Consider the following 21,399-nt stretch of genomic DNA (forward strand, 5'->3'; position numbering starts at 1 on the left):
AGGGTCGGCATAACCCTCATCATGACGAGCTAACAAGGTACACTCAATCGAGTTGGTTTTAAAACAAGTTACCAAAGCTTGGAATGACTGACCAACTTCTGGCACAAGACTATTTATTGGTCGCCAAGAGTTCTCACCCTGAATTTGAAACAGTCCTTGAAGGTTAATCCGCATGAACGGATGCCAACCAATACTCTTGATTTGTTGGTACAACCAATCTGCATAAAGTCCTCTGTCTGTGGTAACGATGACAAACCAATCTGCTGGAACTGTTTGACTGATATAGCGAAATAATTCTTGCCAATGAGGCTTCCAACTTCCGGGTTTGGTTGCTTCGACTATTTTCCAGGCAATCGGAATTCCGCAACCTCGGTAGACAACACTAATTGCTAACACGGTGAATCTATCGCTCAATGTGGAAGCATCTGCTGCCAATGCTAGCCGTTTTTCTGATTCTGGCCATAGGCATAAAATCCACGACAACAACGGACTAAAACAAGATGTTACCTCCAATGAAGCCCGCCCATCTTTTGTTTTTGTTTTATCTTCTGCGTCTCTTAACCATTCCCGTAACTGCTGACGTACTGTATTTTCCTTTTTTCCCAATAGCTCTGCTAAAAACACCGAAACTGTTGTCAGCCCGCTTGATTGGGTCATGACTATCCCAAAACTCCACATTGCTAGTACTACTGCTTGTGACTTGGACAGATGCGGCATCTTTTCTATGACTGTCCTCGTCCATTGTCTTAATTCCTCATTCTTTCCTAGCTGCATTTTCCCTCCCACACCCTGACATTCTTCGCCGCATCTGCCTTAGTTATTTTTGCGGTCTGACTTCAGTTCTGTATTTTACTCGCTATATTGCCCCTTTCTTAAATCCCTACCCTTGAAAGAAGGCTTGGGGAGGGGATACAAGGGAGGGATAAAATGCTTGTGGGATAAATGATAGAGCTTAAGTTGACACCATGAGCATTGCTGTGCCCCTATTTCATTAACGAATTTGATATACTAAATCGCCTCAACCTCTGCGATTGCTTCCTTACACTACGTTCTGGTCGCAATGACAAATTTTGCTTGCGTAAGTCCTGTACTTATTAAATTCACTCTCAACTAATACCAATTTGAAAAAAGAATGCGACAGATTGTAGGGGCACGGCACTGCCGTGACCTCTAGAATATTTATTGATGTGTCGCAAACATTATTTGATTTGGTATAAGTGGATGTTTTTGATATGAAACAACGAAGAAATTTTGATAGCAAGAAAGCTCCTTAGAGGCTAGAATTTGGCATTTTTGGGCAAAACTCCTCGATTAGCTGCGCTTTGACTTCATCCAACGGAAAACTCTGCGGATAGGTCGAAAACATCAGCATGATACCCTGTAAGGTCGATGAAAAGTAGATAGATCTCTTCCTAGGATTTGGAACCCCTAGCTTTATAAACATCTCAGTCTGCACCTCGAACTGCTTTGCTTGCTCATCCATCAACTTCTGTCCATATTTAGCTACGACTGGATCGAGTCTGGGTTGGGTAAACAGGTTGAGGTAGAAACGAAAAACTTCAGGTTGTCGGCGGACATCATCTAGCGCACCCTCGGCAATATGGCGGATTTGCTCGGCAGGCGTCTTTTTTACCGCAGCCGCCTGCATGACAATTAACAGGTCGTTGAGTCGGACATCGACCATAGCTGCAAACAGATCCTCTTTGCCTTTGAAGTAATGATAAAGAAGCCCCTTCGAGATATTTGCTGTCTTGGCCACCTCGTCAATTGAGGTGGCGTGATAGCCTTTGCTGAAGAAAAGATCCATCGCGGCTTTGAGGATTTGCTCCTTGGTAGCACGACGGATGCGTTCGTTCTCTTCTGGTGTGCGTGGCATCTTTGTTCTTACTTGCTCAGAAAATGACTGATCAGAGTGTAAACTTCTCCTGAGTGAGTTAGGGTCGGCATATGATCTGCCCCATCGATTTCGGCAAAGCGAATATCAGGAACCTGTTTGAACAACTCAGCGATGCGGAAGAGGTCCTTACTGTCCTTTGTGCCGATGATGAAAAGGGTTTTTGTTTGAAGCTCATGTAATCTGGCGATCGCAGGCGGTTGCGGCCATATTTGCTCGGAACTCTTCCAATCAAAATACCGCTGTGTATTGTGCTTTGTCATCTCATACATCAGCTCGCTGTGTTGACTATTCATCACCGTGCTATATATCGCCCCGTCTAACATCAGGTTGACCATTTTCTCTACATCCGGAGCCGCCGCCATGACTTGCGCATACCACTGTTGCGTTTCTTTTGAGAATTCATAGCCTGAAAGTCCAGGAGCCACTAGCACCAGCTTAGATACTCTCTGGGGATAGGACAAGGCAAAATCAGTAGCAATCTGTCCGCCGATTGAATGCCCCACAAGGGCAGCTTTGTCAATGCCAATATGGTCGAGGAGTCTTGTTAAATCTTCAACGTAATTAGCAGGTTCCAAAGGTGGTGGTGACTTTCCAGCACCGCGTCCATCGAATGTGATTACCTGATATTTCTTCGCTAACTGTGGGGCGATAAATTGCCAGTCGCGTAAATCTGCGCCGCCACTGTGAATTAAGGCGATCGCTTCGCCAGTACCTTGAATTTCATAATGCAAATCCATTGTCATATCCATCCTCCTTTTCACCACCAGTCCTAGGCGGTCACGATAGATGCTGTAGTCAACGATCTTCTTTTGATGGTACTTACTACTATCGTCAATATAGTTTATGACTGACCATACAGTCAATAAAAAACTATAGAAAAATAGCCCTCCTGTTGAAGGAGGGTTGGGGTAGTATTTGATAGATAAATAACCTAACTGAACAGTACAGTATTGAGATCGGAGTTAGCAGTAAGTGACAGACTAGCTCAACTACAAAGATTGACTGCTGAGTGCTAATTTTTGCTCACGGTTGATCAGAATACCTCTCAACCCAGCGGCTTTTGCTCCGTGATAATCTTCGTCTGCACTGTCACCAATGTGCCATGCGGCCTCAGGTGAGCAGCCATGTTTTTCCAAAGCAATAGCAAAAATTTGCGGATCGGGTTTAGCTGCACGTGCTTGGGTAGAAATGGTGATGGAGGTAAAAAAGTCTCTCAATCCCAAACTTTGCAACACTGAGTAAATGCGGGAATCAAAATTAGAAACTATCCCTAACTCGATTCCCATTCGTCGCCAATTTACCAAAGCTGGTAGAACATCGGGATAGACAAACCACGGTTCAGCAGTGCCAAAGTGGATGTAGAGTTCGCTAAAAAAAGCCGAAAAGTCAGAGAATTGCTTGAGAACGCCTGCGCCTTCAAAAGTATTGAGGGCAATTATCCGCCACCAATCAAATTCACGTTGGGGAATATCTTGTGAGTCTGTATCTGGAAATATCGGTGGTGGTGCTGTTTTAAAGCTTTCGATGAATGCTTTATTCAATGTATCAGCGGAAACCTCAACATCAAATTCCTGGGCTATCTGACGATAAACCTCGCCTACACTACCTTTAACCCCGATGAGTGTGCCTACAGCATCTAAAAAAATAACTTTCGGTCGTTCCATCAAAATGTTATGCTTTTGAATTCTGGATTTGGAATTGTGCCTGATTAGAGCTTCAGTGCATAGTTATATTTACGCACTATTTGCTACCGAGAAAGCGTTTCTATAATAGGACGGACTAGCCAATTAAAACCAACTCTCAGCTGATGATCTAAAGTTGGCAATCGATACAAATAAGCAAGACGACGGGCTACGTATGCTAACGGACCGTCTAGTTTGATTCCTAAGCCAGTGAGAGTAGCATTATCTACACCCAATGACAACATTTCCCCTAATTTTTGATATTGGAAAGGCAGTAAGGGGCGATTGGTAAGGGAAGCCCAGATATTCCAAGCTGTATAATCTGCTTGCTGAAAAGCAGCTTGAGCAGTAGCTGGGATTTGCTGACCTTGGGCATCAACACAGTCGGCTAAATCTCCCAAAGCAAAGATTTCTGTATGTTCCAGAACTTGCAAAGTCGCTGTAGTAGTGATTTGACCGCGCTGATTGTGTTTGAGAGGTAACGATTTGACTACCGGACTCACCCTTGTTCCTACAGTCCAAATCACCAAATCTACAGGAATTGTGTCTACTTGATTTTTATATTCTAGAGAAATAGTATCTTTCCCAATAGAATCTATATTGGTTTCTAAATCGATAAATACGCCCCTTGTTTCCAAAGCTTTTTTCGCTGCTTCGCGGTTAAATTCTGGGGAAGTTCGTAAAATTTGGTCAGTAATTTCTATGAGGCGGAAGCGTCCTCTTTCTCCTAGTCTGTCTGCTAACTTACAGGCTAACTCTACACCGCTGTAACCTGCCCCAACAATTGCCACCCGAATCTTATCAGTATCTGATTCTTCCAAAACCCGCAAGCGTTCTTCCAAACGATAGGCATCAGCAATTGTGCGGAATGAGTAGGCGTAGGAGGTCGCACCAGCAACCAAATCTAGTGGGGTTTCTCCACCCAAGGCCAGTACTAATCGGTCGTAGGGTATTTCTGGGCCATTTTGTAAGTGTACCCGTTGCTGGTCGATATCAATTCCCGCAACAACAGCTTGATAAAAACGTACACCTGTGCCTTGTAAAATTTCTGCGAAAGGTGGAGCTATTTCCCAAGTTTGCAGTTCGCCAGTAAGTAATTCGTATAGTAAGGGAGAAAAGAGGAAGCGATCGCTTTGATCTACTAGCACAATTTCGGGTTTTTGCGTAGATTCCCAAGGTAACTGGCTCAAGCGCAAGGCAGTATAGAGACCACCAAAGCCTCCACCAAGGATTACAATTCTATGAGTTTGTTGAGTCATCTTTTCTTAGGGACAGTCAATCCCATCTGGGCAACTAACATTCAGTGTAATGATTTATTTCTGTCTAATGCCATGATTCAACAATCTAGGCATATCCCTTAATGCAGTTCTTAGGTGGGTAATATTACACCCTAGCTGAAATCAAGATCTGAGCGGCTGAGAAATCTCTGTAATACGTTAGTAATTTTATACATAAAAGTTACTGAAAAGCGAATTCTGCGATGGTAAGTGGTACTAGCGATCGCATCCAAGATTAATCCTAGTAAAAATACATCCTAGATATTCAGTTATGAGGTTTTACGAGTACATTTGTTACTCTATGTACTTTGCATGGGAACAATAAAGTTAAGTCGATTACGGCTGCTTAATCAACTAAATATTACCTGGTAATGTTTCCAGCTTAGTTTAACAACAACAATCTTGTGAATTGGTAGTGCCAAACTTAAACTTAGATGACCCGAATCAATTTCAGAAAGCTAGTTACCCAAAAAGAATTCCTGGCCATCCTCAACCACTTGGAAAAGGAGATGGGCACTGCTATCTGCATTGAAGATATAGATGGCAAACCACTAATTGGTATTAATAGTGACGTCAGATCCTATAGATATCCAGTAAACCTCTCAGAGGAAATTATTGGTTGGGTAATTGGGGATCAGAAAAGTGCTGGCATTGCAGCTCTAGTTTCTTACCTAGCACAACAGCAACAAGACAAAAAAGTAGTTGTTAGGGAATTGCTAGAAAAGTATGAAGAAATAGATTTATTTCAAGACCTTTCTACACAAGTTACAGCCAGTCTAGATGTTCAAGAAATTTCCCGATTGGTAATTGAGGAAGCTAGAAACTTAATTAACTCTACCAGCGGTGCAATTTTGTTGCTAGATGACAACACTGGTGGGCTGAAAATTCTTTGGGAATATGGTCAGATTCGTACAATAACAGAACCCCTGAAGTTAGGTCATGGCATAGTTGGGACAATTCTTCAATCAGGTAACGGTGAGATAATCAATCATGTCTGTGCCGATCCCAGATTTATGGAGTTTCAAACTAGAGTAAGTTCTCTCATTTGCGTACCCCTAACGTCTAAAAAACAGCTGATTGGGGCAATTGTTATGTGCAGCGAGACTCCAACCACATACTCTACTAAAGACTGGAAACTACTTAGCATTTTGGCATTGCAAACAGCAGGCGCGATCGAGAAAGCTCTACTTTACGAGCAAAGCTGTACAGCGGCACAAGTCGCCCAAGAACAAGCACAGCAACTCCAGCGTACCCTTTTTGAACTTCAGCATACACAGACTAGGCTGATTCAAAGCGAAAAAATGTCTTCATTGGGTAATTTAGTTGCAGAAGTTGCCCATGACATGAACAATCCAATCAACTACGTCAGTGGTAACCTCAGCCATATTCAACAATCTACGCAAGAACTTTTGGGTTTGTTGCAACTTTATCAACAGCACTATTCGCAGCCAGCCTTAGAAATTCAAGCTGTGCTTGACAATCTTGATTTAGAGTTTCTGATCGAAGATCTGAACAAAATGCTATCGTCGATGATTTTAGGAGTTGGGCGGATGCGCCAACTTGCCTTGTCTTTAAGGAACTTCTCCCGTTTGGATCAGGTGGAGATGAAGCCAGTTGACATTCATGAGGGTATCGATAGCACATTGCTGATTTTACAAAGCCGACTCAAGCCAAAAGAAAGGAATTTAGGCATTCAGGTAATCAAAGATTACGGCAAGATTCCTTTGGTTGAAGGCTATGCCAACCAACTAAACCAAGTATTTATGAACTTGATTGCTAATGCGATCGATGCTTTAGAGGAATCAATGATCAGCTGCCAATGGCCAGTCACCACAGGAAAAACCACCGATCAATTCCAAATTCTCATTACTACTGCGATGGTTGACTCTTCTTGGCTGAAAATTCAAATTGCTGACAATGGTCCAGGTATCCCAGACAGCTTACAAAAGCGATTATTTGAGCCGTTTTTCACCACCAAGCCTAGTGGTAAAGGTACTGGGCTAGGACTATCAATCAGCCACCAAATTATTGAGAAGCATGGCGGATTGCTGCGTTGTTTATCTCAACCTGGAGAAGGAACTACTTTCTGCATAGAAATTCCAGTTATGCAAAGCGCCTTCAAATCTGCTAATACGGTTATTACAAACGACTAACTGAACTAATTAAAGCAAGGCAATCCACAAAAAATAACAGATGGTAAATATGAGGGTAGTTCTTGCTAGCATCACCCGATCAAAGGTTGTAGTAGTCAATAAAAACTCTTCAACCTTAAAAATACTGACAGACATATTACAGACACAGAGATACAATATTATTGCAACATCCAGAATTCAATAATGTCTACAACAATTACTAATAAGTTAGTTCAATTTAACAAACAAAGGTTTTAGGTTTAAAGAAACCTAAATTCCAGAAAGTTACTCCAAGTTTCAGTAAACATAGAAAAAGTCTATTTATTTACACTTTTTTATAATCAATACATAAATAGGAGACTTATAAATTTGTATGAATAATAAAGTATTAATTGTCGATGATGAAACTAGTGTTCGTCTGTTGCTAGAAGAAGCTCTTGAGAGTTTAGAAGAGGAAAAAATAGAAATATTAATAGCTAAAAATGGTGAAGAAGCATTGAAAATTATTCAAACAGAAAAGCCAAAGCTGGTGTTTTTAGATGTCATAATGCCGAAAATGAGCGGAATAGAAGTTTGTGATACTGTTAAAAATAAACTAGAAATGCCAGATGTTTATATTATTATGCTAACTGCTAATGGACAGGAGGTTGATAAACAACAAGGTTGTGAGGCTGGTGCAGATTTATATATGACCAAGCCTTTTCGTTCCAGAAATGTTCTAAAAATTTCTCGAGAGGTGCTTGGTTTGTCAGCTATTAGCGAATAAGCTGTGACAATCCTACAAGAATTGTAACCTTTTTTGTTAAAGCTTTTTTAGGCTGTGCCTAGTTGAGTGGATTACCTATATACCATTGATTATTAGACTGTAATTTTAAATCATTTGAGATCGCTATAGAAACGAGTAAGGATTATTATTTATTTTAGGTTTAAAGTTTTTTATAAGCAAAAGGCGGTTCGTAAATAATAGCAACCGCCTTTTATTTAAAATTTATTTAGAGGCAATTAATTGCCTCCAGTAGTGATAGCCTTATTGTGAATTGGGGGATCTTCAGATTTTCTGTGCCATTGACCGCCATTAGCTGGCTCATATTCATTTCTAACACTATTCCAAGCTACATCTCGAGCTGCTTCTTCATTCATACCGTTGTCTTGAGCTGCATTGAATGCTGCAAAGAAAAGCTGTTGGGCATGTTCAGGAAGCTGATCTTTAATGTCCTGAGGTAATTCGTCTATCTGCTTATAAGGCATAAACCTACTCCGATTATCTCAACTTAGGTTTATAGTAAAAAATACAAAATTAGATTTCCTCTGCAAGTAGAGATATACAAACACCATACTTTTGGCTGAGTAAAACAATTTTTAAATCAGCCCGGCAATGATGTTGATGGTAATCGCTAGAATGGTAGTGTTAAAAAAGAAAGATAATATGCTATGAAGTAAAGTTAAGCGTCTCATAGCACTAGATGTTGTTCCTACATCAGAAACTTGGCTAGTCATACCGATAACAAAAGAATAATAGAGAAATTCCCAATAATCTGGATAATCATTATTAGGAAAATCTAATCCTCCAGTTATTTCTTCAGTACTATTGCTATTAGGCTGATGTTGATAATAGCTATGTGCATATTGCAGAGCAAACATTGTATGCACCAGTAACCAAGAACCTACAATTGTCATAATGGAAAGTATGACGTGTAAGGTCAGCAAAATTGCTGATGCGCCTTTTTTATCAGTTAGTAAAAACCCGATCGCTAACACACTAGCACAAGCCGCAGCAATTACCAGCATAAATATAGCCAAACGACCTTCGTATTCACTCTCAGCATAACGACGGGTTTTTTCGGGAGTAGCTTTGCTCATCTTCCACCAAGTTATGGCTAAAAAAAAGTCAGAACCTGAATTCCAAGCACAGAGAATCCGGGTAGGTAAATGTAGCCAATGGGGAAGTATTAGTGAAACTAATGTAGCAATAAAGACAGCTATAATTAACCTAGGTCGCGGATCGAAATTTTTAAACAAATTAATTCTAATAGGCACTACGAGAAATCTTCAATTTTAGTAATTAATTGTAAGTGATTTTAATACAACATTTTAGCTTAGACAGGCTACTACCAGACTAGAGAACTACCTTGAATAAAAGCACCCCACCGTAGCTACAGTTAAAGGCGGGGCGGGGTGTGTAAAATATTAGTATTATAAGAGACTTACTCTATCTCAGGATCAGATCGCCTTTGTTGATAATCTTCAGAAGACATCGGATCTAATTCCCAACGGCGATCGTCACGCTCTTCTAAAATATCGTTAGTGCGGAGAAAAGCGCGATCGTCCATTTCTAGCCCAACAGCTGCTTCTAATTCCTCAGTGACGTTTTGATCGGGAGTAGCAACAGTTCCACCAACCGCTTCATCTCCGACTGCATCTGCATCTTCCCAATAAGCATCAACATCACCACCAGTCAGTTCAGGACTGGTTTCAGTATACTCGCGTCTTTCTGCTTGCATGGAGCGCCCACCGATATTGTATCCTGGCAGGTCTTTTACACCCGTGCCGTAAGATTCGGTAACTGCTTGAGGCAAATCATCAGAGTTTATTTCTTCATTACGATTTTTTTCTGCCATAATTCTAGCCATTTCTGCATGTTTAGCATAACCTTTTCCTAACAGAAGCTTGTCTTACTAGCGATGTATTACTTTAGAAATAAAACAATCTATCCCCTGGGAACGAAGTTAATTTACTGTTTGAACAATACTCTGGTAAATATGAATTCATGGTCAAACCCGTGTAGTTGAAGTTATTAGTTATGAGCAATAAGTTAATAAACAAAATGTTTTGGTTAATAGTTTATTGCTCATAACTAATTTTTATTCAAAAAAATTAACGATATATTCAATTTATCTTTTTTTGAATTTGATTATTGCTCTCAGCTACCTAAATGCTAAAAGGTAGCATTTATGGGAAAAACGGAGGTACAAAGTGGAATACAACGAGTTTATTACCCATGTACAAAGCCTAGCCCAATCAAATTCTCGTGCAGAGGCAGAACGTGCTACCCGTGCCACATTGGAAACAATTAAAGAACGGATTGGCTCTGATAAAGCCAAAGAATTAGCTGCACAGCTACCTGATGAACTGAGCAACTATTTAGACGGAAATCAGGGAGAATCTGCTCAATCATTTAACTTGCAAGAGTTTATTGCTCGTGCCAGTCAAAAAGAAGATATTGAACCAACAACTGCCGCGATTCATGTGCGGGCCGTTTTTGCAGTCCTACAAAATGCAGTTAAACCAGAAAAATTTACTGCTTTTCATAAACATTTCTCTCATGATTATGAAGAACTTTTTCCTACCGCACCAACTAGCGAAGTTCCTTCATAGTAAACAACTCAAATTTATGATGGCAAAGAAAGAATGCAGCGAGGTTCATGAAGCGAATTATCAAAGTAGTTGAATTCTATAGTTGTACAGGGAAAATCAAATGGTAAATCATAACAATCATTCCGGCAAGAAAAAAGTTGCTATCCTCATTGAAAATGGAGTCGAGGATGCAGAATTTACTGTTCCTTATAATGGCTTAAAACAAGCGGGAATGGAGGTAGTGATCCTCGGTTCACGCATGAATGAGAAATATAAAGGTAAACAAGGTAAACTTAGCACCCAACCTGATGCCACTACCACAGAAGCCATAGCTGCGGAATATGATGCAGTGGTAATTCCTGGAGGTATGGCTCCAGACAAAATGCGACGTAACCCTAACACAGTACGCTTCGTACAAGAGGCTGTGCAACAAGGAAAATGGGTGGCTGCGGTTTGCCACGGCCCACAACTTTTGATTGAAGGTGATTTGCTCAAAGGTAAAAGAATTACTGGTTTTAGTGCTATCCGCAAGGACATCATCAATGCTGGTGCAAACTACATAGATGAGCCGCTAGTAGTTGATGCTAATTTAATTACTTCTCGTGAACCTGGGGATTTGGCGATTTTCACCACAGCGATTTTGAGTCGGCTGGGTTACGGTGGTAAAGATGCTGCATTGCCAAACGAAACCGATACATCTGCTGAGTGGTGGAAACTGGCTGATGCTTGGGGTGGCTCAACTAAAGGAGATATCGTTAAAGGCTTGAATACTGCTCTGGCTGGTGAGCGTTATTCCTTAGAAGCACTAGAGAAGTACCGCGAAAAAGAATCAAATACCGAAGCAATATCCACTTTTCAAGAACTCATTGCTACTAAACAGCGCCATATCCAAAAACTAGAATCTTACCTCGATAGACTAGAAGAAAAACCCTCCTTAGCTACAAACATTGCCGAACAATATGCCAAGGTAAAAACTGCCTTCACAGGAAGCGATGACGTATATCAAATACGTTGCGCTTTGGGCGATTTGCAAACAGGAATTGGCGATATTGGTAATTTGTGTGCCCAGTTTACCGATCCAGTTGCCACCGCTATTTTCAAACAAATTTACCAAGATTTATTGACATACGAACAACGATTGGTAGGGCTGTATCGAGGAAGTATAGGCGCGGAGGTTAAACCTCCCAAGCCTACTACAGGGGCAGCTACAGCTATGTAATTTGTTAGTGAACCACAGAAGAGGACACTTCCATGTAGGGATTTTCCCAAAGAAGTGTCCATTGCGCAAAGAGCCAGAGATAGAAGAGAGTCTTTGGGTCTTCAGTGGTCATCTTACTGTAATCGGGAGATAAAAAAGTGACTGCGACACCAGGAGATAGAACAAATACAGGTCAGGGTGAAGCCAGTGAAACTGAACGTTGGGCTTCTTTAATCGGTGGCGGAGCTATGGTGCTGATGGGTTTAAAACAAGGCTCTTTACGAGGTGCACTAACAGCTTTGGCTGGCGGGGGCCTGATATATCAAGGTGTAACCAAACAAAGCACGATTCAGCAAGCACAGGAAGCGATAGGCATGAACAAACCAATCAAAGTTGAAAAGACGGTAACAATTAATAGACCCGCAGAGGAACTGTACCGCTTTTGGCACAACTTTGAAAATCTGCCGACATTTATGAAGCATCTCAAATCTGTGAAGGTGTATAACGAGACACGTTCTCATTGGATTGCCAATGCACCTTTAGGTAACAGCGTGGAATGGGATGCAGACATTTTAGAAGACCGGGAAAATCAATTTATCTCTTGGGCTTCAGTAGCGAATGCAGATGTTGATAACTCTGGTTTTATCCGCTTTCAAAAAGCACCAGGCGATCGCGGAACTGAGGTCAAGGTAGTCCTAGAATATAACATTCCTGGTGGGCAGTTAAGTGCCGCGATCGCTAAACTTTTCGGTGAAGAACCAGAACAGCAAATTGGCGATGATTTGCGTCGCTTCAAGATGCTCATGGAAGCTGGAGAAATCGCTACCACAGAAGGTCAACCCTCTGGACGCCAGTAGTCATTAGGGTTTGTCATTAGTCATTTGTCCTTTGTCATTTGTAGGAAAAACCAATGACCAACGGCTAATGACTAATGACCAATGACCAATGACTAATGACCAATGACTATGGACTAATCAATATGAAAGCAGTTTGCTGGCATGGAGCCAACGATGTGCGGGTAGAGACGGTGCCAGATCCGAAAATTCTCAACCCTCGTGACGCTATTATCAAAATTACTTCCACAGCAATATGTGGCTCAGATCTACATATCTACGGTGGCTATATTCCCACAGTGCAACAAGGTGACATTATTGGTCACGAATTTATGGGGGAAGTGGTAGATGTAGGTAGTGGAGTCCATAATTTAAAAATAGGCGATCGCGTCGTTGTTCCTTCAACAATTGGCTGTGGTCACTGCAATTATTGCCAGCGTGATATGTGGTCGCTGTGCGATAATTCCAATCCCAAAGGTTGGATGGAAGAAAAGTTATACGGCAATATCACCTCAGCAATTTACGGCTACTCTCACCTATTGGGTGGTTATGCAGGCGCACAAGCAGAATATGTGCGCGTACCTTTTGCTGATGTGGGTGTCGTTAAGGTTCCTCGCGACTTACCAGACGAGATGCTGCTGTTTATCTCAGATGCAATTCCCACCGGTTATATGGGAGCCGAATTCTGCGATATTCAACCTGGTGATACCGTAGCCGTTTGGGGTTGCGGTGCTGTCGGACAGTTTGCCATGATTAGCGCCTACATGATGGGTGCAGAGAGAGTGATTGCGATCGATCGCTTTCCTGAACGTCTAGAAATGGCGAGAAAGTTTGCCAAAGCAGAAACAATCAACTACGAAGAAGTTGATGCTGGCGAAGCGTTGAAAGAGATGACTGGTGGCCGTGGCCCCGATGCTTGCATTGATGCAGTGGGTTTAGAAGCACATGGTGTTGGATTAGAAGACTTCTACGATCAGACAAAACAAAAGCTGAAATTAGAAACTGACCGTCCCCATGTACTACGGCAAATGATGGTGGCTGCACGTAAAGGTGGCACTCTTTCCATTATGGGTGTTTACGGTGGCTTTGTAGATAAAATGCCCTTCGGTGCTGCTATCAACAAGGCTCTAACCTTTAGGATGGGTCAAATGCATGGGCAGAAATATATGCATCTGTTGCTACAACTCATTTTGGACGGAAAACTCGATCCATCTTTTGTTGTTACCCACAAATTACCGTTAGAACAAGCACCCCACGGTTACCACATTTTTCAACAGAAAAAAGACAACTGTATCAAAGTTGTTCTTAAACCATGAAATAGCTCATAGCTATTAACAATAAACAAATTGTAATGCAACGGAGGATGTCTATGACACGTGTATTTTCTTGGATACAAAATGTGCTTTTACGCCGGATTATGGTAGTTTTGCTCTTGGGATTGGCGTTTTTGGGAATGCAAAGTTTTGGCTACAGTAATGGAATGTTGGCACAAGCCGACGTGAAAACTCCAGAAGGTATCTATTACAAAGGAACACCCGATAACGTTGGCAATACCAGCAGTGACAGGAATATATTAGAAAAAGCCAGAGATACCCTAAACCCAAATACTGGCAATAATCCCAGACGAAATTTTGATGATGATCGACGCTTTTCTAGGGAAGATCGAGGCTCTTATGGCAATCGAGGATACTATGACAATGGTGGCAATAAAGGCACGATTGGTGATACGGTAAAAACACCAGAAGGTATTTACTACAAAGGCACCCCCGATAGTAACCAGATTGAAAATAGCCAAAATAAACTGAGAAAAGGTGCTGATACTATTCGCGAAAAGTTAAACTTAGATGAAGACACTCCGCGAGCTACAAAAGACTTTGTGAATTCAGTTAAAAGCAAAGTAGGAGAAGTTGTCAATCCAGGTTCTAAGAATAACTAAGAACGCTTGTAGGGTGGGCATTGCCCACCAAAATACTCAGCTGTTGAACATCAAGATATTGTCAGCAATTTCTTAATTAATTGTAGAGACGCGATGATTCGTGTCTCTCAATTGAAACTAATCAAGATATTAATTCTGACAAACAAAAAAAATTTAAAGCCTAAGGATTAATAATTATGAAAGCAGTTTGTTGGCATGGAGCCAATGATGTGCGGGTAGACACAGTTCCTGACCCCAAACTGATAAACCCGCGTGATGCCATCATCAGAATTACCTCTACGGCAATTTGTGGTTCCGATTTGCATCTTTACGATGGCTACATTCCCACAATGCAAAAAGGCGATATCCTTGGGCATGAATTTATGGGGGAAGTCGTTGAACTTGGCACTGCTGTTAAACATGTAAAAGTAGGCGATCGCGTAATTGTTCCCTTCACTATTTCCTGTGGTTCTTGTTTCTTCTGCCAACGCGATCTCTGGTCTTTATGCGATAACTCTAATCCCAATGCTTGGCTAGCAGAAAAGCAAATGGGTCATTCACCAGCAGGTCTTTTTGGTTACTCACATTTATTGGGTGGTTACGCTGGTGGGCAAGCAGAATACGCCAGAGTACCTTTTGCAGATGTCGGCTTGTTCAAAATTCCCGATGGTTTAACGGATGAACAAGTACTATTTTTAACTGATGTATTTCCTACAGGTTACATGGCAGCTGAGAACTGCCATATTAAACCCGGTGATATCGTTGCAGTATGGGGTTGTGGCCCTGTCGGACAATTCGCGATTAGAAGCGCATACATGTTAGGCGCAGAACGAGTGATCGCTATTGACCGCATCCCTGAACGCTTACAAATGGCTCAAGACTACGGCAAAGCCGAAGTTCTCAACTACGAAGAAATGGATGTTGGCGAAGCACTCAAAGAAATGACCGGAGGTCGTGGCCCTGACGCTTGTATTGATGCAGTAGGGATGGAAGCACACGGTACGGATGCGATGGCGGTGTACGACAAGGTAAAGCAAGCAGTACGCCTAGAAACAGACCGACCGACAGCATTAAGGCAAGCAATTGTAGCTTGTGGGAAAGGCGGTCACCTATCTATTCCCGGAGTCTACGGCGGCTTTTTGGACAAAATACCTATGGGTGCTGCTATGAATAAGGGCCTAACTTTCAAAATGGGACAGACTCACGTCCACAGGTATGTAAAACCATTGCTAGACCATATTCAAAAGGGTGACATCGATCCCTCATTTATCATCACCCACCGCCTACCTCTAGAACAAGCACCCCACGGCTACGAAATTTTCAAGCACAAGAAAGATAACTGTATCAAAGTTGTACTCAAACCGTAAGGAAATTAATGGAATATGAGTGACACCAGTGTGAAGAAAGTAGACTCTACCCATTCTCCTAAAGGTAAACTCGGTCAGAAGTATCTTGCATCTGGCAAGACTGTGGCAATGCGTCTTTGGGAAAATGAACAACCGAGCGAAGATAAACCCCCAACCTCTCGCGAGTATGAAACGGTCGGTTATGTAATTAACGGCCGAGCCGAGTTACATATTGAAGGGCAAACAATTTTGTTAGAGCCTGGGGATTCTTGGGTGGTTCCTAAAGGAGCAAACCACACATATAAAATTTTAGAAGTGTTTACCGCAGTTGAGGCCACTAGCCCGCCTGCGCAAGTGCATGGGCGTGATGAGAACTAAAGCAGAATTCAGAATCAATATTAGGGGATTTCAACCTGTGAAAAATTTTCTTTTGAATTCTGGCTCCTGATTACTGAATTCTCGTTAAAATTTCAACCTCTTTCAAGAGCAAATCAACACAGTTCCGTACCGATAAATTCACTAGATTTATCGGTATTTTTTTGTGTGTATCTATGGTTTTAAATAATCGGAATTTTTGTAATATTTTTATCTGGCTGGAGGCTGATGGAGACATAAGTTTTAATTAGTTTCCTAGAAGGAGAAGGCAAGACAAAAATTACATTGTCTGCCCTAGCAATATCTGATCAATCAGTCTCATCAATTAGGAATTAACATGTTTTACCACACTAAGAAATTACAGTACTTCAAGCCCCCAGAAAAACCCGATGCAGTCTACGCGATGAAAATTCAAGAACTCATCGGTGGCACCTTTGGAGAAATGACCGTAATGATGCAATACCTGTTTCAGGGTTGGAACTGCCGAGGACCTGCCAAGTATCGGGATTTGCTTTTAGATACGGGAACTGAGGAGATTGGCCACATTGAAATGTTGGCAACAACCATCGCTCATCTTTTAGATAAAGCACCACTGAGATTACAACAAGAAGGTGCTAAAGATGCTGTGGTGGGTGCAGTTATGGGTGGTTCTAAACCAGGCGATGTAATTAATGATGTAATTGCAGCGGCGATGAATCCCCAACACGCCATTGTCTCTGGTTTAGGTGCTACGCCCTCTGATAGTGTTGGCTATCCCTGGAACGGTCGTTTTATCGTTTCTAGTGGTAACCTATTGGCAGATTTCCGATCGAATCTCCACGCCGAATCTCAAGGACGCTTGCAAGCTGTGCGCCTGTACGAGATGACAAACGATCGCGGTGTGAAAGACACCTTAAGCTTTATGATTGCCCGTGATACCATGCATCAAAACCAGTGGTTAGCGGCTATTGAAGACCTCGAAAGTTCTGGATTGGAAACCACTCCGGTTCCTAGTTCTTTCCCACTAGAATTGGAAAAACGCGAGTTCGCCTATCAATTCTGGAACCACTCTGAAGGTACCGAAAGTGCTGAAGGTCTTTGGGCAAAAGGCCCCTCAATGGATGGTAAAGGCGAATTCCAATATGTTTCCCATCCTCAGCCACTAGGACCAGAACCAGAACCGCCACAGCCTCCAACACAATTGCATGGTACGCCCAAAACTCAACAGCAACAGAAAGTACAGGGTGATGGTTCTAACGCACCTCCTTTGGTTGAGTCTGTCACAATCAAAAACCCAGAGGTTTAACTAAACTAGCGGTATGCCCCCATGTAGACCGATAGTTAGAAGTAGGGTGGGCATCGCCCACCGAAACACAAATATATGGTCAATGCTCACCCTACAAAATTTTGCAAATAAAATAAAGCTGCTGTTGGAGTTACTAGTACAACAAAGTGCAAATAAACTAACTATTTGAAATGACCCAAAAGCTAATAATATAAATATTTTAAATTTTGCACGGTGGCGCTAGTGATGCGATCGCCCAAACAATGTTGCAAAAATTTGTCTACTTAAAACAACAACACCCAAATTTCTACTAGCTTAGTTATTTCCTCTCTTTTCTTCACTACTATCTAGGGTTGCACTGATTGAAATCACACTTGCAGTGTCATTAAAGAATCAGTCACATCGCCCTCATTTAAGAACTACTTCGAGGAAATGTAAGTGTTAGATTTGGGTGTTGCTGTTAGTTGACGAGACAGATATTGAAACAGCGTTTTTACCTCTTAACTTAATTTAACTTTGGACTTTGGCTGTTGGATCTGCCAGGAAAGCTTGTTAGCTTCAATTAATAAATTATCACTCTTAGATTGAGGTGAAGTCTTCTCGCAATTAAACTTTACTTTTTGTAGTCATGCGTTAATGAAATAATTCCTCGGTCGTGACCATAGGCAATTTCGAGACGTTGGCGATCGCTTTACCAGGGAGCTGATAACATTCTCAATAAACTATAAAAAATCGGGTTATTGCAACCGACGCAAGATATACATTTACCCTAGCCAACTCCCAAGGCAAGTAATTCCTAACCTAGTAACTTTGAGGAGCGATCGCCAGCCTTAATGATTTGCTATTCTTACTCCAGCGAGCCTATTAATAGTATTTATAGTTGCAACAGATATTAATAGTTAGCAAAAATTTCAGGTTAAACAACAGTGATAAATTGTTAGTTCATCACAAGTAAGCTTGTGTAAACCATATATCCCATCATCTTGCAAACTGCCATAATTAAGCTAGATAAAAAACCTTGCTGCAATTAAGCAATTATACATAGAAATTATTAAGATTTGATTTTGGTTACCTTATTGGTAGATAGTCTTGGTTGTTGGTCTTTTCGTCAATCTTCAAAAAATCCGCAAATATACGATATATCTTAAGACGTATTTGAATTTATTCTGGGAAGTGAATATACGAAAAGTCGAGAGATGTGACCGTAAGGCCAAATTTTCCAATCATTCTAGTGAGTTGAGAAAACGCCTGGGATTCCTATGGGAAACAATGGCTAAATAATTAGGCATACAGATCCAGATAGCAAAATCCTGGGATTATGGCTAGGCAATCCTCTCATAAATACCGATCAAATTGATTGAGCAGCTTTATCTAAGAAGTAGAAGCTCAAAGTTAGGACTTATTGGAGTAGTATTTTTCCAAAGAAGACCCCAAGATATGAGAATGTGAGGAAAAGGGATGCCAGCAAATGAGCGGGAAAAAATACGTCACATTTTGGTAGTCAAAGACTTGCAAGGGCAACGAACTATTCCCCTTCAAGAGGCTACTTATTCTCTTGGACGGGATTCACGAAATGCTATAGTCCTCCGTTCGCGCTCAGTGTCAAGACAACATGCCATTTTATTAAGGGTAACTATTCCAGAAACCGATCAATATGGTTTTCGGATTATTGATGGTGACTTCAAAGGAAAAAAAAGTACGAATGGTGTATTCGTCAATGGTACTAAATGCTTCTCTCATAACCTTCAACATGGAGATGTCATCGCATTTGGTAATAACCAAGTTAGTGCGAAGTACTATGCTATTTCCAACCTATCAGAAAAAGCTTTTTCTGAATCTTTTACAGTTGAAGACATATCTAGCTTTCTGTCGGAGCAAGCCAATCCCGTCAATCCTTTTGAAACCTTAGTCGCTCCTGATTCTAATTTTGAAGGAGCTAGTGAAACAGTACTAGCTCGCCTAGCATCTTTTCCAGAACTCATCCCTAATCCAATTATCGAAATGGATACAGAGGGAACAGTAATTTATCTCAATCCAGCTGCATCTTCCAAGTTTCCCAAACTGAGGGAAGCTGGGGAGCAGCACCCAGTCTTGGCAGGACTACTAAGCGCAATTCAAAATCGAGAGGCAAATTCTTTCGTTCGCGAGGTAGAAGTTGGTACAGAAGTTTTTGAACAATCCGTTCATTACCTGCCCGAAAGCGATTTAATTAGAACTTTCATCATTAGAGATATTACAGAGCAAAAGCGAGCCGCAGCCGAACTTCGCCAGCGAGACCGTCTACTACAGGCAGTCGCGGAAGCTGCCAATTATCTACTGGTCGAAATGAACTACGAAACTGGTGTTGAGAAAGCTCTGGCGATGCTGGGCGAAGCTGCTGAAGCAGACCGTGCCTATCTCTTCAAAAACCATTTGCATCCGGTTACGGAGGAAATGGCGGTAAGTCTACGATTTGAATGGACACGCTCGCATATTGAGCCTTCACGCCACCACTGGCAGAATCAGCGCTATGACTCTTCTGGATTAGCCCGTTGGTATACTGCCCTTTCCCAAGGACAATCTATTATTGGACTCACCCGTGAATTTCCTATCGCTGAACAAAAAATTCTGGCTAGAGATAGGATTCAATCTATCTATTTAGTGCCTCTGTGTCTGGGGGAAAAGTTCTGGGGTTACCTGGGTTTGGCAGACTGTTCAAAGGAACGTCAATGGTCAAGACACGAAGAGTCAACCCTGTTGACAATGGCTGCCAGTGTCAGTGGAGCTTGGCAGCGTCAGCAAGTAGAAGAAAGGATTCGCTACCAGGCTCTTCACGATTTGCTCACAGGGTTACCTAATCGCCTATTGTTTAATGAGTTGCTTGATAAAGCTTTACCTAATGCGGCTAGAAGTCGGGAAAGTCTAGCTGTAATGTTTCTCGATCTCGATCGTTTCAAGGTGATCAATGACACTCTAGGGCATACACTAGGAGACATTCTATTAAAATCCGTAGCTCAAAGATTGAAAGATTGCTTGAGAAGTGGGGACACCGTTGCGCGTTGGGGCGGTGATGAATTTACCATCTTACTGCCCCAGGTCAATTACCTCGAAGAGGTAAAACAGGTAGCTCAGAGAATCTTACAAGCTTTAGAAAATCCCTTTGAAATAGAAGGGCACGAACTGTATGTGAGCGCCAGTCTTGGTATTGCTCTCCTTAACGATCATAGTCCTGATCCTGAAACCCTAATCCAACATGCGGATGCAGCTTTGTATTACGCAAAAGATGCTGGGAGGAATAATTACCAGTTATACACCACTTCCCTAAGTACTAAGACGCCTGAACTCCTAACTTTAGAGAAGAGTTTGCGCTATGCCCTAGAACGGAATGAATTTATGCTGTACTACCAGCCTAGGGTGAATATTGCAACGGGAGATATTACTGGCATGGAGGCTCTGCTACGCTGGCAACACCCGGAAATGGGGCTAGTAGCGCCTAATGTCTTTATCCCCCTTGCTGAGGAAAGTGGATTGATTGTCCCCATTGGAGAGTGGGTAATACGGACAGCTTGTAGGCAAAATAAAGCTTGGCAACAAGCAGGATTACCTTCGCTGACTGTCGCTGTCAATCTCTCCCTGAAACAGTTCCGCCAACCGAATTTAGTGGAAATTTTGGCTAGTATTTTACAAGAGACAGGTCTAGATCCAAAATTTTTAGAGTTAGAAATTACAGAATCAACCGCGATTGAGGATTTAGAGTTCACCAGAAATGTGTTGGAAAATTTAAAGCAGATGGGTATTTACCTTTCTATCGATGACTTCGGTACAGGTCATTCTTCCCTTTCGCGCCTACAGCTTTTGCCGCTTCACCATCTAAAAATCGATAAGTCTTTTATTCAAGAGTTGACAACGGATCACAAAGTAGCTCATATTGTCAAAGCGATCGTGGTATTAGGGCAAAGTTTAGGGTTACGGCTTACTGCTGAAGGCGTAGAAAAACCAGAAGAACTAGAGTTTTTGAAATCTATCAATTGTGAGGATGTACAGGGTTATCTGTTCTATCGACCGCTTTGTGCCCAGAAAATCACAGAAATACTGCAAAAAGAACAAGTAAAGCATTAGTACAACTGAAAGCTAAAATCAGAATAAT

Annotated in this window: 18 protein-coding genes and 1 pseudogene; 11 read left to right on the top strand and 8 right to left on the bottom strand. The window is 41.8% G+C overall.

Annotated elements, in window-relative coordinates; translation table 11 throughout:
- The 5 genes and pseudogenes from BV375_RS32270 to BV375_RS32290 form a co-directional block, all read right to left on the bottom strand.
- Nucleotides 1-774, bottom strand: a pseudogene (locus BV375_RS32270) (endonuclease); the annotation flags it as partial.
- Nucleotides 775-1,270: 496 nt separating this feature from the next.
- Nucleotides 1,271-1,876, bottom strand: a complete 606-nt coding sequence (locus tag BV375_RS32275) for a TetR/AcrR family transcriptional regulator (protein ID WP_086768158.1) — start codon at nt 1,874-1,876, stop codon at nt 1,271-1,273.
- 8 nt (nt 1,877-1,884) lie between these two features.
- Entirely contained in the window at nt 1,885-2,661 is a 777-nt protein-coding gene (locus tag BV375_RS32280; RefSeq protein WP_243714119.1) for an alpha/beta hydrolase, read from the bottom strand.
- A 225-nt stretch (nt 2,662-2,886) separates the two neighbouring features.
- Nucleotides 2,887-3,561, bottom strand: coding sequence for an HAD family hydrolase (locus BV375_RS32285; protein ID WP_086768160.1), 675 nt, complete (start codon nt 3,559-3,561; stop codon nt 2,887-2,889).
- Between the two features lie 83 nt (nt 3,562-3,644).
- The gene (locus BV375_RS32290) at nt 3,645-4,838 is read right to left on the bottom strand and encodes an NAD(P)/FAD-dependent oxidoreductase (protein ID WP_086768162.1); all 1,194 of its coding nucleotides are present in this window, start codon (nt 4,836-4,838) and stop codon (nt 3,645-3,647) included.
- A gap of 452 nt (nt 4,839-5,290) precedes the next feature.
- Here BV375_RS32290 and BV375_RS32295 point away from each other — a divergent pair, with 452 nt between their 5' ends.
- A complete protein-coding gene (locus tag BV375_RS32295) occupies nt 5,291-7,009 on the top strand; it encodes a GAF domain-containing sensor histidine kinase (protein WP_086768163.1) in 1,719 nt (572 codons plus the stop codon).
- Nucleotides 7,010-7,361: 352 nt separating this feature from the next.
- On the top strand, nt 7,362-7,754 hold the full coding sequence (locus BV375_RS32300; protein ID WP_086768165.1) for a response regulator: 393 nt from the start codon (nt 7,362-7,364) through the stop codon (nt 7,752-7,754).
- 236 nt (nt 7,755-7,990) lie between these two features.
- Here the strand turns inward: BV375_RS32300 and BV375_RS32305 are convergent, their stop codons facing one another.
- From BV375_RS32305 to BV375_RS32315, 3 genes are all read right to left on the bottom strand, one after another.
- A complete protein-coding gene (locus tag BV375_RS32305) occupies nt 7,991-8,236 on the bottom strand; it encodes a ChaB family protein (protein ID WP_086768166.1) in 246 nt (81 codons plus the stop codon).
- 111 nt (nt 8,237-8,347) lie between these two features.
- Nucleotides 8,348-9,025, bottom strand: a complete 678-nt coding sequence (locus BV375_RS32310; protein WP_243714120.1) for a DUF1345 domain-containing protein — start codon at nt 9,023-9,025, stop codon at nt 8,348-8,350.
- A gap of 167 nt (nt 9,026-9,192) precedes the next feature.
- The gene (locus BV375_RS32315) at nt 9,193-9,606 is read right to left on the bottom strand and encodes a DUF6335 family protein (RefSeq protein WP_086768168.1); all 414 of its coding nucleotides are present in this window, start codon (nt 9,604-9,606) and stop codon (nt 9,193-9,195) included.
- Between the two features lie 355 nt (nt 9,607-9,961).
- Between BV375_RS32315 and BV375_RS32320 the strand changes: the two genes are divergently transcribed.
- The 9 genes from BV375_RS32320 to BV375_RS32360 all read left to right on the top strand — a co-directional run bounded on the left by BV375_RS32320 (nt 9,962) and on the right by BV375_RS32360 (nt 21,371).
- Nucleotides 9,962-10,363 carry a DUF2267 domain-containing protein gene (locus BV375_RS32320; RefSeq protein WP_086768170.1) on the top strand — a complete coding sequence of 134 codons (402 nt, stop codon included), beginning with the start codon at nt 9,962-9,964 and terminating at the stop codon, nt 10,361-10,363.
- A gap of 100 nt (nt 10,364-10,463) precedes the next feature.
- Entirely contained in the window at nt 10,464-11,561 is a 1,098-nt protein-coding gene (locus BV375_RS32325) for a DJ-1/PfpI/YhbO family deglycase/protease (RefSeq protein WP_086768172.1), read from the top strand.
- Nucleotides 11,562-11,698: 137 nt separating this feature from the next.
- Nucleotides 11,699-12,397: an SRPBCC family protein gene (locus BV375_RS32330; protein ID WP_086768174.1), complete on the top strand. Its 699-nt coding sequence runs from the start codon at nt 11,699-11,701 to the stop codon at nt 12,395-12,397.
- A 122-nt stretch (nt 12,398-12,519) separates the two neighbouring features.
- The gene (locus BV375_RS32335; RefSeq protein WP_086768378.1) at nt 12,520-13,689 is read left to right on the top strand and encodes a zinc-dependent alcohol dehydrogenase; all 1,170 of its coding nucleotides are present in this window, start codon (nt 12,520-12,522) and stop codon (nt 13,687-13,689) included.
- 53 nt (nt 13,690-13,742) lie between these two features.
- Complete coding sequence (locus BV375_RS32340) at nt 13,743-14,309, top strand: hypothetical protein (RefSeq protein WP_086768175.1); 567 nt, start codon at nt 13,743-13,745, stop codon at nt 14,307-14,309.
- 176 nt (nt 14,310-14,485) lie between these two features.
- A complete protein-coding gene (locus BV375_RS32345; protein WP_086688810.1) occupies nt 14,486-15,655 on the top strand; it encodes a zinc-dependent alcohol dehydrogenase in 1,170 nt (389 codons plus the stop codon).
- A gap of 15 nt (nt 15,656-15,670) precedes the next feature.
- Nucleotides 15,671-16,012 (top strand): cupin domain-containing protein, encoded by a 342-nt coding sequence (locus BV375_RS32350; protein WP_086768177.1) that lies wholly within the window; start codon nt 15,671-15,673, stop codon nt 16,010-16,012.
- A gap of 334 nt (nt 16,013-16,346) precedes the next feature.
- The gene (locus tag BV375_RS32355; protein WP_086768179.1) at nt 16,347-17,294 is read left to right on the top strand and encodes a manganese catalase family protein; all 948 of its coding nucleotides are present in this window, start codon (nt 16,347-16,349) and stop codon (nt 17,292-17,294) included.
- Between the two features lie 1,437 nt (nt 17,295-18,731).
- Nucleotides 18,732-21,371: an EAL domain-containing protein gene (locus BV375_RS32360; protein WP_086768181.1), complete on the top strand. Its 2,640-nt coding sequence runs from the start codon at nt 18,732-18,734 to the stop codon at nt 21,369-21,371.
- Nucleotides 21,372-21,399 lie beyond the last annotated feature (28 nt).

This window comes from Nostoc sp. 106C (assembly GCF_002154725.1).
In the GTDB taxonomy this organism is placed as follows: Bacteria; Cyanobacteriota; Cyanobacteriia; order Cyanobacteriales; family Nostocaceae; genus Aulosira.